Origin of the sequence: Micromonospora sp. NBC_01796 (assembly GCF_035917455.1) — a bacterium.
Taxonomy (GTDB): Bacteria; Actinomycetota; Actinomycetes; order Mycobacteriales; family Micromonosporaceae; genus Micromonospora_G.
Window position 1 is genome coordinate 7,692,861 of the sequence record NZ_CP109078.1, and the last position, 14,156, is coordinate 7,707,016.

A 14,156-nucleotide genomic window follows, 5' to 3' on the forward strand; every position below is an offset into this window, starting at 1 on the left:
CGGTCAGGGGATGATCGTCGCCAGGTCCTCGGGCATCGTCGACCTGACGTCGCCCCACTCCCCCGGGCTGATGTGCCGCCGCAGGGCGTCGAGGACGGTCTGCACCACTCCCTCGGCGCCCCCGTCGACCTCGTACGGGAAGCCCTGCCGGACCTCGTAGAGGAAGTCCTCGCGGTTCAGCTTGACCGGTACGTCGCTCGGCTCCCAGCCCTCGTAGTAGACGCCGCGCACCAGCACCGGCAACTGGGCCGCGAACTGGACGCTCTCCTGCACCGGGAGCCGGTCGCGGAGCAGTTGCAGCACCGTGCGCAGCGCCGCGTACGACTGGTTGCGCCGTTGCTTCGGCCACCCGTATGCCTGCTCGATGTCCTTGAGGATGAGGTTCGTCTTCTCGATCGACGCCTCGAAGGTCGAGTACGGATTGCTCGCCACCATGTTCCCCCGTCCGGTGAGTGCACCGGCTCTCCCACCGGTGATCTCCCCAGGGTCGCGCCGGGGCGGGTGAGCGGGGTTCACCCCGGCCGGGTGAACGGATTCGCTCAGGCGGCCCGGCGTTCCCGCGACTGCTTGCAGGAGACGCAGGTGGTGGCGGACGGGAAGATCTCCAACCGCTCCACCGGGATCGCCGCGGAGCAGCCCTCGCACCAGCCGTACGTTCCCTCCTCCAACCGGGCCAGCGCGTGTTCGAACTGGGCCCGGCGGTCGAGGATGGTCCGCAGCAGCGACTGCGCGGTGTCCCGCTCGGCGGTCTTGGTGCCGCTGTCGGCCTGGTCGTCGCCGGCGGTGTCGCCGACCTCCACCAGCCGCAGCACCTGGCTCTGTAGCACGGCGTCGTCGTACTCGCCGGTCAGCTCGTCGAAACGAGCCTCCAGTGCGAGCCGGATCAGGTCTGTGTCCGCCTGGGAGCGGGCCGTGCCGACCGCATCGTTGACGACGACCGCATCGTTGACGAGCATGCGTTTGCCCTGCCTTTCCGTGACGGCGGTGGACTCGCTGCCAGGACCCGGTTGGTCCGGCGCGGTCCACCGTGACCGGGCGCATACCCGTACCGGCCCGCCGTCAAACAGGGAAAATTTGCGCCCCGCGATCGTGTCCCCGACCGCTGCGCGCCCGGCCGGGCCGGGGGCGAAGTTCAGTCCCCGTCGCCCGGTTCCACCAGGGCGGGGTGGCGCGGGTCGTCCATCCGTACGACCACGTCGGCGAACGTCGCCGGAACGACCTCCTCGCGGTAGCGGGCGAAGGCGGGCAGGGTCCAGGCGTCCGCCGGGTCGGTGCGCCGGGCCAGCGCCGCGGGCGACAGGACAAGGTGGATGGTGACGTCGAAGGGAAGCCCGCCGCCGAGCAGGAACGCGCCGCTGACCAGGAGCACCGCCCCGGTCGGCAGGTCGAGGTAGCCGGCCCGGCTGGCCCGGTCGGTCCGCGCGTTCCACAGCGACGGCAGGATCCGACCGCTGCCCGAGGGTCCGGCCGGGTCGAGCACCTCCCGCCGCAGCCCCGCCTCGTCGAGCCAGTCGGTGTAGAACGCGTCCGGGTTGTCCCGACCGAACTCGTAGCGCAGCGACGCGGGCCGGAGGAAGTCCTCGGCCCTGATCGGCAGCGCCGGGCGGCCACGCAGGCGCAGGGGGTCGACCAGGGCGTCGGCGAGCCGGTCGGGCCCGGCGGCGGCCGGACCGTCGACCGCCACCCGCAACGGCTGCCCGGGGCGTTCCCCGGCGAGCCGGTCGGCCAGCTCCTGGACCAGCGACTCCGGGCTGATCGGGCGGATCTTCACCCGGTCCATACTGCCCGAACGGGTCAGCCGATCTGGTCGACGGTGACCCGCGCCTCGTCGGCGAGTCGGTAGCCGACGCCGTACACGGTGGTCACCAGCGGTACGTCGGCGCCGACCTTGCCGCGCAGCCGGCGGACGTGCACGTCGACCGTACGGACGCCGGTGTGCTCGTACCCCCACACGGCGGCGAGCAGTTGCAGCCGGGTGAAGACCCGACGGGGGTGTTCCACCAGGTGCAGCAGGAGGTCGAACTCCAACCGGGTCAGCGGCAGGGGCTGGCCGTCGACCAGCACGGAGCGGGAGGCGGCGAGAATGCGTACCTCGGGCACGTTCGGGTCGGTGATGGACGGTCCGGTCTGGCTCGACTCCGGCACCGGCCGGGGCGGTGGGCGCAACGCGGCCGGTTCGGCGGTACGCCGGTCCGCGTACGTCGGTCCGGGGATGACCGTGGCCTGGCCGTGCTCGATCAGCTCACGGGCGGCGTCCAGCAGTCGTTGCGCCGACGGGGTCAGCGCCTCCTCCCCGCTCAGGGGAATGGAGAGGGTCACGGTCAGCGCGGGCGCCCCGGCGCTGCTGGGACGGCGTTGGGCACCCGGCGGGCGACCGGGTCCCGCTGGCTGGGACGTATGCCATCCGGCACGCGACGACGCGGGGCTGACCGACATGGTCCTCCTTGGCTGATGGGGGGAACTCCCCGCGGCCCGTGGTGCCGCACGCTCGATGTTTCCGGGCACCACGGTTAGGGTCAAGGGGCCACTACGTTGCATGAATGTGACAATTGACGCACGCATCGGAACTGAACGCTCGCTCTGCGTACCAGATCTTGGGAAATCCGGCGGGGCGGTCCACGATGATCGAGTGCGGGGAGTACTGGCCGGTTTCACGGCCATCTGGACGGTCACGCTCGCCGGTTACCTGATCGGCCGCATCGGTCTGCTCGGCCCGGACGGGACGACGGTGCTGGCCCGACTCGCCTTCTTCGTCGCCGCCCCGGCACTGCTGTTCACCACGCTGGCCCGTTCCTCGCTGGCCGAGGTGTTCACCCCGGCCCTGGCCGCCTTCGTGCTCAGTACGGTGCTGGTCGCCGCCGTCTACCTGGCGCTCGCCCGGTGGGTGTGGCACCGGCCGGCCGGCGAGGCGACCGTGGGCGCGCTCAGCGCCTCGTACGTCAACGCGGCGAATCTCGGCCTGCCGGTGGCGGCGTACGTGCTCGGTGATCCGTCCTTCGTGGCGCCGGTGCTCCTGTTCCAGGTGCTGCTGGCCTCACCGCTGGCGCTCGGCGTGCTGGACGCCACGGCCACCGGACACCGGCCCTCGGTACGCCGTCTCGCCCTCCTTCCGGCCCGCAACCCGATCATGCTGGGGTGTGCCGCCGGGCTGGCCGTCACGGTCACGGGACTGCCGTTGCCCGAACCGGTGATGCGCCCGTTCGAGCTGGTCGGGTCGGCCGCCGTACCGTTGGCGCTGCTCGCCCTGGGGATGTCGCTGCGCGGCAGCCGTCCGCTGCACGGCGGCCCGGAGGCGGGCGAGCGGTACACCGCGGTCGGCCTCAAGGTCCTGGTGCAGCCGGCGCTGGCCTACCTGATCGGACGGTTCGCCCTCGGCCTGACCGGGCCGGCCCTGCTGGCCGCGGTGGTCACCTCGGCCCTGCCGACCGCGCAGAACGTCTTCGTCTACGCCACCCGGTACCAGCGAGCCGAGTCGCTGGCCCGGGACACCGTCGTGCTCTCCACCCTCGCCGCCGCCGTCATGCTGGTGGCGATTTCGGCCTGGCTGGGCTGAGCCGGACCCCCGCGTCGGTGCGCGGGCTACGCGTCGCGGTCCAGGCTGATCCGGGCCTCGTCGGCCAGCCGGTAGCCGACCCCGTACACCGTCGTCACCAGGGGCACCGTCTCGCCCACCTTGGCCCGCAGCCGGCGTACGTGCACGTCGACCGTACGGGCGACCGCGTGTTCGTAGCCCCAGACGCTGTTGAGCAACTGCAGGCGGGTGAAGACCCGGCGCGGGTGCTCGGCCAGGAAGACGAGCAGGTCGTACTCCAGTCGGGTCAGCGGGATCGGCGCACCGCCGCGCAGCACCTTCCGGGAGCCGGCGAGGATCCGAAGTGGAACGGCGTCCTGGACGGCCGCGTCGGCCTCCTCACCCCAGACTCGCGCCGGTGCCGGCTCGACGACCAGTCCGATGGCACCGGGAGCGCCGGCGATCGCCGCCCGGTCACCCTGTTCGACCAACTGCTGGACCAGCTCCAGCAGGCGGGACGCCTGCGGGGTCAGGGTGTCGCCACCGCTCAACGTGATGTCGAGGGTGACGGTGAGGGTGGTGGGGGCGTTACCTGGTTCGATCCGTCGGCGGCCGAGGGTCGACCGTACCGATCCGCTCGACGGTGGGTACGTGCGCGGGCTGATCGCGATGACCGACATGAGGGGCCTCCTAGCGCTGGTGTGCCGTGCCGTCCCGCGGCGCGGTGGCGCGCGGGATCAGGTGTACGCCCGGCCGGCGATCGCCGGGGGCGCGGTGGTCAGGTGGGCGTAGACGTCGGTGGGGCCGAACGCCGGCAGACCGGCCAGCCGCCAGGCGGCGAACCCGCCCGCGATGTCGGTGGCCAGGTACAGGCCGAGGTCCTGGAGGGCGGCGGCGGCCAGCGAGGAGGTGTAACCCTCCTGGCAGAAGATGACCACCGGCAGGTCGTACCGGTCCGCGACCGGCAACCGGGCCGAGCTGCGCGGGTCGAGCCGCCACTCCAGCACGTTGCGCTCGATCACCAGCGCGCCGGGGATCGAGCCGGTCGCGGCCCGCTGGGCGGCCGGTCGGATGTCGACCAGCAGCGCTCCGCCCCGGTACGCCAGGTGCCCCGCCTCCGGTTCGAGTCGGTGCAGCCGCAGCCGGGCGGCCTCAAGGATGTCGTCGATGCCGCGCGAGCCGGCCGGTGCCGTCGTGTCCGGACAGCCTGCCTGCCGGTGCGATGAGTTGATCAGTTTCACCAGGCCACCCCTGCCTCAGCCACCTCGGCCACCCGCAGCTTGCCGCCGTCGAGTTCGTAACGGGTCATCCGGCGCAGCGCCGGGAGGTAGACGTGCACGCTCACCGCGGGCTCGGTGCCCCGGTTGCTGACCCGGTGCACGTGCCGTGGACCGAACTGCCGTCCGCTGTCGGCCGCCAGCACGGTCGGCCGGAGTTCGCCACCGACCACGATCTCCTCGGTGAGCGCACCGGCGGACACGAGGAAGCCACCCGACGAACCGCCGTGGTCGTGCAGGTCGGTCGTCTGGCCGGGCAGCCAGGTAAGCAGCCAGACCTCGTACTCGTCGGTGCCGGCCAGCCGGGCGTACCAGCGTTCGACCGGGTCGAACTGGGCTGTGACCGGCCAGGCGGCCGGGTTCGAGGCGTACTGCCGGGCGATGGCGAGCGGGTCGGTGGAGTTGATGGTCATCGTCATTCCTCGTCGAAGGCGATCGGTCCAGTGCCCCCACCCTAGCCAATAAAACCTATAGGCTTGGTAGGTAATTGACTTCGTCTCACTTGTTGGGAAACGACGAGGCCCGCCCCGCCGGACAGGACGGGACGGGCCTCCTCGACGGGACCGGGACGAAACTCAGGCGCCGCCCTCGTTGAGGGTGACCGTGGCCGGTTGGAAGCCCGCACCGGTGACGTCGACCCCCGAACCCCTGAGCGCGTCCAGCGCCCGCTGGACGTACTCGTTGGTGTACGCCGCCGGATCCGGCTGCTTGGTCAACACCGTCTGCCCGTCCTGGTTGCGGGTGGTCAGGGCCAGGTCGACGGTTGCCTTCCAAGCCGTCTCGTCGATCAGCCCGACCCCCTTCGGTGCCGGCCAGATCAGCTTGTTGACCTCGTTGGTCTGCCAGAGCTGGTGGCTGGCACCGAGCTTGGCGCCCCGGGCGACCACCAGGTCCCGGCACACCTGCGGGTTGTCCCTGCAGTACGCCCACCCCTTGATCGTGCCGGTGAGGAACTTCACCGCCGTCTCCTGGTACGCCCCGTCCTTGGCCAACCGCTCGCTGTTGGCCCAGACCGCGTCCTGCAGCATCGCGGTGCCGATCGTGTTCCAGTCCAGCACCGTGAACGCCTCCGGCCGGTAGAGCTGACCGGTCTTCGGGTCCTTGGCCTCCAGCAACTGGGCGTACTCGTTGTAACTCATCGCCTGGGCCGCGTCGATGTCACCGCGCAACAGCGCCTGCATGTCGAACTGCTGCTGCACCAGGGTCACGTCCTTACCCGGATCGAGTCCCGCCTTGGTCATCCCGGCGAACAGCTCGAACTCGTTGCCGAACCCCCAGTTGCCGACCTTGCGGCCCTTGAGGTCGGCCGGCGTACGGATCCCCCGGTCGGCGAAGCTCACCTGGTACGTCCCGGACCGGGCGAAGATCTGACCGATGTCGGTGATCCCGGCGCCCTGCTCCCGCGAGGCGAGCGCCTTCGGCACCCAGGCCACCGCGAAGTCGGCCTGCCCCTGCGCCAGCACCGTCTGCGGGACGATGTCGACACCGCCCTCGACGATCTCCACCTCGAGGCCCTGCTCCTGGTAGAAGCCCCTGTCGACGGCGGCGATGTACCCGGCGAACTGGGCCTGCACGAACCACTGCAACTGCAGCTTGACCGAGGTCCTCCCGCCCGGCGCGGTGGACCCGGAACCGGTGCCGTCCGCGGTGCCGCAGCCGGCCAGCACCGCACAACTCACGAGCCCGGCGACAAGGCGCCGTCTGCTGAGACTACCCATCTGTCCTCCAGCGGTTGACTCTGCGCATCGGGACCGGTCGGCCCCGACGTCGGGCGGCGCCGGGCGGGCGAGGGCCCAGCACGGCCGTCGTCAGCCGGACCGCCGCGCCCGCCAGGGCATCGTCAGGCGTTCCAGGCCGAGGGCGGCCAGATAGAAGACAAGACCGAGTACGCACGCGCCGACCACGAACGCCCACGCGCGCGGGTACGCGGTGTACGAGGCCGCCGAGGTGATCCGCGATCCGAGGCCGTCCTGCCGACCCCCGAAGTACTCCGCGACCACCGCCGCGATCACCGCCAGGGAGGACGCCTGACGCAGACCGGTGAAGACGAACGGCAGCGCGCCGGGCAGGCGTACCAATCGGGTGAAGGTCCAGCCGGGAGCGGCGTAGCTGGTCATCAGCTCGCGGTGCACCGGGTCGACCTCGCGCAGCCCGCGCAGGGTGTTGAGGAAGACCGGGAAGAACACCACGATCGCCACCACGCTGCGGCGCGGGATGCTGCTGGTGGACTCGAACATGTTGTTGAGGATCGGCGCGAGCGCGATGATCGGCAGGGCGTTGAGGGCCGCCGCGACCGGCACCGCCACCTCGCCGAGGAAGTCGAACCGGCTGGCCAGCATCGCGGCGAGGATCGCCAGCACCGCCCCGGCGACCAGCCCGACCAGCGCGTTGGTGCCGCTGGCCAGTCCGACCTGCCAGATCACCGCCCGGTTGTCGACCAGTTCGGTGCCGATCGCGGACGGGGCCGGCAGCAGGAACGGCGCCACCCGCCCCAGGGTGACGGTCAGCTCCCACGCCACCAGCCCGCCCACCCCGACCAGCAGGGGCGGACCGACACCGCGCAGGAGCCGGCGCGTCCCACGGCCGACGGTCACCGCGACACCGCCGGATCCGCCGGCTCCGGTTCCCCCGGTTGGTCGGCCGGGTCCGGTCCACCCGGCGGGTCGGCCGGTGGCCCGTGGCGCAGGGCCTGCCGGACCCGGGTGATGCCGGCGAAGAACTCCGCGGTCTGCCGGGTGGTCTCGTTTCGCTCCGCCAGGTCGATGCCGATCTCGGCGGTGATCCGTCCGGGACGGGCCGACATCACCACCACCCGGTCGGAGAGGTACACCGCCTCCGGGATCGAGTGCGTCACGAAGATGGTGCTGGTGCCGGTACGGGCGCAGACCCGCAACAGCTCGTCCTGGAGCCGCTCCCGGGTCATCTCGTCCAGGGCGCCGAAGGGTTCGTCCATCAGCAGCAGCGGCGGGTGCACCGCCAGGGCGCGGGCGATCGCCACCCGCTGCTGCATGCCTCCGGACAGTTGCGGCGGATAGTGCCCGGCGAAGTCGGCCAGCCCGACCAGGTCCAGCATCTCGCGGGCTCGTACCCGCCGCTCCCGCCGGCCGGTGCCGCGCAGCTCCAGCGGCAGCTCGACGTTGCGCTGCACCGTACGCCACTCGAAGAGGCCGGCCTGCTGGAAGGCGATGCCGTACTCCCGGTCAAGGCGGGCGGTCCGGGCCGGCTTCCCGGCCACCCGTACGGTCCCCTCGGTGACCGGGATCAGGTCGGCGACCAGGCGCAACAGGGTCGACTTCCCGCAGCCCGAGGGCCCGATCAGGCTGACGAACTCGCCCCGCCGCACGGTGAGATCGACGCCGGTCAGCGCGGTCACCCGGTCCGGGCGGCCGGGGTTGAAGACCTTGGTCACGCCGGTGATCTCGACCGCCGGTCCGTGTTCCGTGGTGGTCACCGCATCGACGCCCTTCGTCCGGGGGTGAGCAGGAGTTCCGCGAGCCCGACCGCCCCCGCCACCAGGAGGCCGAGCAGCACCGCGCCGAGCAGCGCGGTGTAGACCTTGGCCGGGTCGGTGGTCGCCTCGCGCGAGTATTCGATGACCAGCCGGCCGATGCCGCCCCGGGTGCCGGTGGAGATCTCCCCGACCACGGCACCGACCACCGCCGCCGCGCCGGCCAGCCGCAACGCCGGATAGAGGTACGGCGTCGCCGCCGGCAACCGCAGTTTCACCAGCGTCCGCCACCAGCCGGCGGCGTAGCTGCGCATCAGTTCCTCGGCTATCGGTGCCGGCGAGGTCAGCCCGCGCAGCAGCCCGACGGCGATCGGGAAGAACGCCAGGTACGCCGCGATGGTCGCGACCGACATCCACGGCTGCCACGGGTACGACCCGATCGACAGCCGCCCGCCCCATCCGGCGATCACCGGGGCGAGCGCGATCAGCGGGACGGTCTGCGACAGCACCACGTACGGCAGCAGCCCGCGCCGGACCCAGCGCAGGCGCTGCATCAGCACCGCGAGCAGCAACCCGACCAGCGCCCCGGCGAGGAACCCGACCGCGACACTGCGGAGGGTGACCAGGCCGGCGTCTGTCACCACCAGCCAGATCGGATCCCCGCCGACCCGTTCCGGATCACCGAACCGGCCCAGGATCTCGGTCAGGTGCGGCATGGCGGCGTCGTCGGCGCGGGGCAGCACCCGTACGCCGAACAGCACCGTGCCGTCCGGGTCGCCGACCGCCTTGTAGCCCTCCCAGAGCAGCCCTCCGAGCACCACCGCCCCGAGCACCCCGAGCGCCGTACGCACACCGCGCCGACCCGGTGGCGGGGCGCCCGACCCACTTTCGGGTGAGCCGCCGGTCATACGGCGTTCGCGGCCGAGCCGGCCCGCTGCACCGGGCTGTGCCGTCGGGTCCCGTCGCGCAGTACCGGGATGATCTGCTCGCCGTACGCGGCCAGGGTCTCCTCCTTGGCGTCGTGCTGGAGGTAGACCGCGAACTGGTCGACCCCGAGGGCGCGCAGTCGTTCGAGCTTCTCCAGGTGCGCCGAGACCGGGCCGAGCAGGCAGAACCGGTCGACGATCCCGTCCGGTACGAAGTCCGCGTGCCGGTTGCCGGCCCGGCCGTGCTCGGCGTAGTCGTAACCCTGCCGGCCGGCGATGTAGTCGGTGAGTGCCTGCGGTACCGCCCCGGTCGCGCCGTACCGGCCGACGATGTCCGCCACGTGGTTGCCGACCATGCCCCCGAACCACCGGCACTGGTCGCGCTGGTGGGCCAGGTCGTCGCCGACGTAGGCCGGGGCGGCGACGCAGAACCGGATCGCCGCCGGATCCCGACCGGCCCGTTCCGCCGCCGCCCGCACCGCGCCGATCATCCAGGCGGCGATGTCCGGGTCGGCGAGTTGCAGGATGTAACCGTCACCGACCTCGCCGGCCAGGGCCAGCGCCCGTGGCCCGTACGCGGCCACCCAGACCTCCAGCTCACCACCGGCCGCCCAGGGGAACCGCAGCTCCTGCCCCCGGTAGTTCGCCGATCGGCCGTTGGCCAGTTCCCGGATCACGGTGACGCAGTCGCGCAGCTCGTTGATGCTGGTCGGCGGGTACCCCAGCGTCCGCAGGGCCGAGTCGCCCCGACCGATGCCGCAGACGGTGCGGTTGCCGTACATCTCGTTGAGGGTGGCGAAGTGCGACGCGATGACGGTCCAGTCCCGGGTGCCGGGGTTGGTCACCATCGGGCCGACCACCACCCGCTCGGTCCGGGCCAGGATCTGCGAGTAGATGACAAACGGTTCCTGCCAGAGCAGGTGTGAGTCGAAGGTCCAGACATGGCTGAATCCGGCCGCCTCCGCCCTCTGGGCCAGCGACACGAGCTCCCGGGCGGGTGGGTCGCACTGGAACACGACTCCGATGTCCATCGTCTGCTCCTCGTGGTCGGGCTAGCGGACCTTGGGGAAACCGAGGTCGACCTCGCTCGTCGCCGGATCCGGCCAACGCGAGGTGACCACCTTGGTACGGGTGTAGAACCTGAGCCCCTCCGGCCCGTACATGTGCAGGTCGCCGAAGAGGGAGGCCTTCCAGCCGCCGAAGCTGTAGTAGGCCACCGGCACCGGGATCGGCACGTTCACCCCGACCATGCCGCAGACCACGTCGTACTGGAAGCGGCGGGCCGCACCGCCGTCGCGGGTGAAGATCGCCGTGCCGTTGCCGTACTCGTTGGCGTTGACCAGGTCGACGGCCTGCTCGTAGGTGTCGACCCGGACCACCGACAGCACCGGGCCGAAGATCTCGTCGAGGTAGAGGTCGGAGTCGGTGGTGACGTGGTCGACCAGCGAGGCGCCGAGGAAGAAGCCGGGCCCGTCGGCGGCGGGCAACGTCCGCCCGTCGACCACCAGTTCGCCACCGGGCCGGTCCAGGTAGGACCGCACCCTGTCCCGGTGCTCGCCGCTGATCAGCGGCCCCATCTCGGCGTCCGGGTCGGTCGCCGGGCCGACCCGGATCCGCCCGATCCGCTCCGCGATCGCCGCGACCAGGGGATCCGCGACCGCCCCGACGGCAACCACCACGGATACCGCCATGCACCGCTCCCCCGCCGACCCGAAGCCGGCCGAGATCGCCGCGTCGGCCGCCGAGCCGAGGTCGGCGTCGGGCAGCACCACCATGTGGTTCTTCGCCCCGCCGAGCGCCTGGACCCGCTTACCGGCCCTCGTCCCGGCCTCGTAGACGGCACGGGCCACCGGGGTCGAACCGACGAACGACAGCGCGGCCACGTCCGGGTCGGCGAGCAGCGCGGCCACCGCCGAGCGGTCCCCCTGCACCACGTTGAACGCCCCGTCCGGCAGCCCGGCCCGGCGCAGCAGGTCGGCCAGGAGCAGCGAGACGCTCGGGTCCTTCTCGCTCGGCTTGAGGACGAACGTGTTGCCGGCGACGAGGGCGGTGCAGAACATCCACATCGGGACCATGGCCGGGAAGTTGAACGGGGTGACACCGGCGACCACCCCGAGCGGTTGGCGGATCGAGTAGACGTCCACCCCGGTCGCCGCCTGCTCGCTGTAGTCGCCCTTGAGCAGGTGCGGCGCCCCGGTCGCGAACTCGACGTTCTCCAGCCCCCGGGCGAGTTCACCGGCGGCGTCGGCGACCGTCTTGCCGTGCTCGGCGGAGAGCAGGGTGGCGATCTCCTTGCTGTGCGCGTCGACCAGATCCCGGAACCGGAACATCACCTCGGCGCGGCGGGACAGCGACGCGGCCCGCCAACCGGGCTGGGCGGCACGGGCGGCGAGGACCGCGGAGCGTACCTCCTCGTCCGTGGCCGCGACCACGACGGCCTGCTGCTCCCCGGTGGCCGGGTCGAAGACCGGCAGCCGGCGGTCGCCGGTGCCGGCGACCTCGACCCCGTTGATCCAGTGTGGAATCTCGCGCATGTTCCTCACGTTCCCTTGCTCGCTAACCGAGGTACGACGACAGGCCACGGGGCAGGTACCGGCCGTGACCGGCCCGCCCGTGGTACGTCCCGTCGGAGACCAGCACCGTGCCCCGGGAGATGACCGTGTCGACCCGACCGGCGATCCGGTAACCCTCGTACGCGGAGTGGTCCATGTTCATGTGGTGGGTCTCCACGCTGATCGTGGTCTGCCCGGCCGGGTCGTAGAGGACGATGTCGGCGTCCGAGCCGGGGGCGATGATGCCCTTGCGCGGGTAGAGGCCGAACATCCGGGCCGGCGTGGTGGAGATCGTCTCGACCCAGCGCTCCAGCGACAGCTTGCCGTCGACCACACCCTGGTAGACCAGGTCGACCCGGTGCTCGACGCCGCCGATCCCGTTCGGGATCTTCGAGAAGTCGCCGAGGCCGAGTTCCTTCTGGTCCTTGAAGCAGAACGGGCAGTGGTCGGTGGAGACGATGGCCAGGTCGTTGGCACGCAGTCCGCGCCACAGGTCGCGGCGGTGCGACTCGTGTCCGCTGCGCAGCGGGGTGGAGCAGACCCACTTGGCCCCCTCGAAGCCCGGCGCGCCGAGCTGCTCCTCCAGGGTCAGGTAGAGGTACTGCGGGCAGGTTTCGGCGAAGACGTTGCGTCCGGCGTCGCGGGCCGCCGCGACCTGTTCGAGTGCCTCGCTGGCGGACAGGTGCACGATGTAGAGCGGGCAGTCGCGGGCCACCTCGGCCAACCGGATCGCCCGGTGGGTCGCCTCCGCCTCCAGCACCGCCGGCCGGGTCAGTCCGTGGTGGATCGGATCGGTGTCGCCCCGGGCCAGGGACTGCTGCACGAGGACGTCGATCGCGATCCCGTTCTCGGCGTGCATCATGACCATCGAGCCGTTCTCCCGGGCCCGCTGCATCGCCCGCAGGATCTGGCCGTCGTCGGAGTAGAACACCCCCGGGTACGCCATGAACAGCTTGAAGCTGGTGATCCCCTCGTCCGCGACGAGCTGGTCCATCGCCTTGAGCGAGTCGTCGTCGACCCCGCCGAGGATCATGTGGAAGGCGTAGTCGACGTGACAGTTGCCGGCCGCCTTCGCGTGCCAGGCGGCCAACCCGTCCTGGACCACCTCACCGGTCCGCTGCACCGCGAAGTCGATGATCGTGGTGGTGCCGCCGTACGCCGCCGCACGGGTCCCGGTGTCGAACGTGTCGGAGGCGTTCGTGCCACCGAACGGCAGTTCCATGTGCGTGTGCGCGTCGATGCCGCCGGGGATGACGTACCGCCCGGTGGCGTCGATGACCTCGTGGTCGCCGTCCGGCGCCCGTCCCGGCGCGAACAGGGCGGCGATCGTCTCGCCCTCGACCAGGACGTCCGCGCGGTGCGCCCCGGTGGGGCCGATCACGGTTCCGCCGGTGATCAGCAGTGCCATCTCCCGCTCCTCCCGTTCGTTTCGATCGACACGACGCCGGGCTCCGACCTGCCGGAGGCGCACGGCCCCGGAGGGCTACGGCTGTACGAGTCCCTGGTAGGCGTCGGGGCGCCGGTCCCGGTAGAAGGCCCAACGGTCACGTACCTCGGCGAGCAGCCCGAGGTCGAGATCGCGCACGATCAGCTCCGGCTGGTACGCGTCACCGACCGCGCCGACGAACTTGCCCTCGGGGTCGACGAAGTACGAGGTGCCGTAGAAGTCGTTGTCGCCGAGGTTCTCGATACCGGTCCGGTTGATCGCACCGATGAAATATTCGTTCGCGACCGCCGAGGCCGGTTGCTCCAATTGCCACAGGTACGACGAAAGGCCCCGACTCGTCGCCGACGGGTTGAACACGATCGTCGCGCCGGCCAACCCGAGTGCCCGCCAGCCCTCCGGGAAATGCCGGTCGTAGCAGATGTAGACGCCGATCCGGCCGACCGCGGTGTCGAAGGTCGGGAAGCCGAGGTTTCCGGGACGGAAGTAGAACTTCTCCCAGAAGCCGTGCACCTGCGGAATGTGCGTCTTGCGGTACTTGCCGAGGTAACTGCCGTCGGCGTCGACCACGGCCGCGGTGTTGTAGAGCACGCCCGGCTGCTCCTGCTCGTACATCGGCAGGACCATCACCAGGCCGAGTTCGGCGGCGAGGGCCTGGAACCGCTCCGTGGTCGGGCCCGGGATCGACTCGGCGTACGCGTAGTAGCCCGGGTCCTGCACCTGGCAGAAGTACGGACCGTAGAAGAGTTCCTGGAAACAGATGACCTGGGCTCCCTGGGCGGCCGCCTGGCGGGCGTACTCCTCGTGGGCCTTGATCATTGACTCTTTGTCCCCGGTCCAGTTCGTCTGCACCAGGGCGGCGCGGATGCTGTCGGCCACGGTCGTTCCTCCCTCGGGTGTTTCCGGGTGGATGGCGTAGGACCTTAGTGACACTTGCCGGGGTGGACAATGGCCAATCTGTTACATGCTTGTTCGGAGAAATGACACGCTGCAATTGA

16 protein-coding genes are annotated in these 14,156 nt (G+C 71.2%); 1 reads left to right on the forward strand and 15 read right to left on the reverse strand.

The features are described from left to right. Window positions 1-3: 3 nt before the first annotated feature. From OIE47_RS34160 to OIE47_RS34175, 4 genes are all read right to left on the reverse strand, one after another. Window positions 4-435, reverse strand: coding sequence for a DUF2267 domain-containing protein (locus OIE47_RS34160; protein ID WP_326558667.1), 432 nt, complete (start codon window positions 433-435; stop codon window positions 4-6). 104 nt (window positions 436-539) lie between these two features. After that, window positions 540-956, reverse strand: a complete 417-nt coding sequence (locus OIE47_RS34165; protein WP_326558668.1) for a TraR/DksA family transcriptional regulator — start codon at window positions 954-956, stop codon at window positions 540-542. Window positions 957-1,132: 176 nt separating this feature from the next. Next, on the reverse strand, window positions 1,133-1,771 hold the full coding sequence (locus OIE47_RS34170; protein ID WP_326558669.1) for a uridine kinase: 639 nt from the start codon (window positions 1,769-1,771) through the stop codon (window positions 1,133-1,135). Between the two features lie 23 nt (window positions 1,772-1,794). After that, a complete protein-coding gene (locus OIE47_RS34175; protein ID WP_326558670.1) occupies window positions 1,795-2,436 on the reverse strand; it encodes a winged helix-turn-helix domain-containing protein in 642 nt (213 codons plus the stop codon). A 193-nt stretch (window positions 2,437-2,629) separates the two neighbouring features. Between OIE47_RS34175 and OIE47_RS34180 the strand changes: the two genes are divergently transcribed. Then, window positions 2,630-3,553 (forward strand): AEC family transporter, encoded by a 924-nt coding sequence (locus OIE47_RS34180; RefSeq protein WP_326558671.1) that lies wholly within the window; start codon window positions 2,630-2,632, stop codon window positions 3,551-3,553. Window positions 3,554-3,579: 26 nt separating this feature from the next. Here OIE47_RS34180 and OIE47_RS34185 read toward each other — a convergent pair whose 3' ends face one another. The 11 genes from OIE47_RS34185 to OIE47_RS34235 all read right to left on the reverse strand — a co-directional run bounded on the left by OIE47_RS34185 (window position 3,580) and on the right by OIE47_RS34235 (window position 14,037). Beyond that, complete coding sequence (locus tag OIE47_RS34185) at window positions 3,580-4,191, reverse strand: winged helix-turn-helix domain-containing protein (RefSeq protein ID WP_326558672.1); 612 nt, start codon at window positions 4,189-4,191, stop codon at window positions 3,580-3,582. Window positions 4,192-4,248: 57 nt separating this feature from the next. Beyond that, window positions 4,249-4,743, reverse strand: a complete 495-nt coding sequence (locus OIE47_RS34190; protein WP_326563318.1) for a rhodanese-like domain-containing protein — start codon at window positions 4,741-4,743, stop codon at window positions 4,249-4,251. 5 nt (window positions 4,744-4,748) lie between these two features. After that, window positions 4,749-5,201 (reverse strand): cysteine dioxygenase, encoded by a 453-nt coding sequence (locus OIE47_RS34195; RefSeq protein ID WP_326558673.1) that lies wholly within the window; start codon window positions 5,199-5,201, stop codon window positions 4,749-4,751. A gap of 162 nt (window positions 5,202-5,363) precedes the next feature. Next, window positions 5,364-6,506, reverse strand: a complete 1,143-nt coding sequence (locus OIE47_RS34200) for an ABC transporter substrate-binding protein (RefSeq protein ID WP_326558674.1) — start codon at window positions 6,504-6,506, stop codon at window positions 5,364-5,366. 90 nt (window positions 6,507-6,596) lie between these two features. After that, on the reverse strand, window positions 6,597-7,382 hold the full coding sequence (locus tag OIE47_RS34205; protein ID WP_326558675.1) for an ABC transporter permease: 786 nt from the start codon (window positions 7,380-7,382) through the stop codon (window positions 6,597-6,599). Continuing rightward, a complete protein-coding gene (locus OIE47_RS34210; protein WP_326558676.1) occupies window positions 7,379-8,239 on the reverse strand; it encodes an ABC transporter ATP-binding protein in 861 nt (286 codons plus the stop codon). The genes OIE47_RS34205 and OIE47_RS34210 overlap by 4 nt, the downstream gene beginning before the upstream one ends. Next, window positions 8,236-9,087 carry an ABC transporter permease gene (locus tag OIE47_RS34215; protein WP_326558677.1) on the reverse strand — a complete coding sequence of 284 codons (852 nt, stop codon included), beginning with the start codon at window positions 9,085-9,087 and terminating at the stop codon, window positions 8,236-8,238. Before OIE47_RS34215 ends, OIE47_RS34210 begins: the two co-directional genes overlap by 4 nt. A gap of 53 nt (window positions 9,088-9,140) precedes the next feature. Continuing rightward, window positions 9,141-10,193 (reverse strand): TIGR03842 family LLM class F420-dependent oxidoreductase, encoded by a 1,053-nt coding sequence (locus OIE47_RS34220; RefSeq protein WP_326558678.1) that lies wholly within the window; start codon window positions 10,191-10,193, stop codon window positions 9,141-9,143. 21 nt (window positions 10,194-10,214) lie between these two features. Then, the gene (locus tag OIE47_RS34225) at window positions 10,215-11,696 is read right to left on the reverse strand and encodes a CoA-acylating methylmalonate-semialdehyde dehydrogenase (protein WP_326558679.1); all 1,482 of its coding nucleotides are present in this window, start codon (window positions 11,694-11,696) and stop codon (window positions 10,215-10,217) included. Between the two features lie 22 nt (window positions 11,697-11,718). Then, on the reverse strand, window positions 11,719-13,122 hold the full coding sequence (hydA, locus tag OIE47_RS34230) for a dihydropyrimidinase (RefSeq protein ID WP_326558680.1): 1,404 nt from the start codon (window positions 13,120-13,122) through the stop codon (window positions 11,719-11,721). Between the two features lie 75 nt (window positions 13,123-13,197). Next, entirely contained in the window at window positions 13,198-14,037 is an 840-nt protein-coding gene (locus OIE47_RS34235; protein ID WP_326558681.1) for a nitrilase-related carbon-nitrogen hydrolase, read from the reverse strand. Window positions 14,038-14,156 lie beyond the last annotated feature (119 nt).

What these genes read in the sequence shown, in the direction of transcription:
- OIE47_RS34160 (WP_326558667.1), bottom strand. Translation starts at nt 435, where the DNA reads ATGGTGGCGAGCAATCCGTACTCGACCTTCGAGGCGTCGATCGAGAAG.
- OIE47_RS34165 (WP_326558668.1), bottom strand. Translation starts at nt 956, where the DNA reads ATGCTCGTCAACGATGCGGTCGTCGTCAACGATGCGGTCGGCACGGCC.
- OIE47_RS34175 (WP_326558670.1), bottom strand. Translation starts at nt 2,436, where the DNA reads ATGTCGGTCAGCCCCGCGTCGTCGCGTGCCGGATGGCATACGTCCCAG.
- OIE47_RS34185 (WP_326558672.1), bottom strand. Translation starts at nt 4,191, where the DNA reads ATGTCGGTCATCGCGATCAGCCCGCGCACGTACCCACCGTCGAGCGGA.
- OIE47_RS34195 (WP_326558673.1), bottom strand. Translation starts at nt 5,201, where the DNA reads ATGACCATCAACTCCACCGACCCGCTCGCCATCGCCCGGCAGTACGCC.
- OIE47_RS34200 (WP_326558674.1), bottom strand. Translation starts at nt 6,506, where the DNA reads ATGGGTAGTCTCAGCAGACGGCGCCTTGTCGCCGGGCTCGTGAGTTGT.
- OIE47_RS34220 (WP_326558678.1), bottom strand. Translation starts at nt 10,193, where the DNA reads ATGGACATCGGAGTCGTGTTCCAGTGCGACCCACCCGCCCGGGAGCTC.
- OIE47_RS34225 (WP_326558679.1), bottom strand. Translation starts at nt 11,696, where the DNA reads ATGCGCGAGATTCCACACTGGATCAACGGGGTCGAGGTCGCCGGCACC.
- hydA (WP_326558680.1), bottom strand. Translation starts at nt 13,122, where the DNA reads ATGGCACTGCTGATCACCGGCGGAACCGTGATCGGCCCCACCGGGGCG.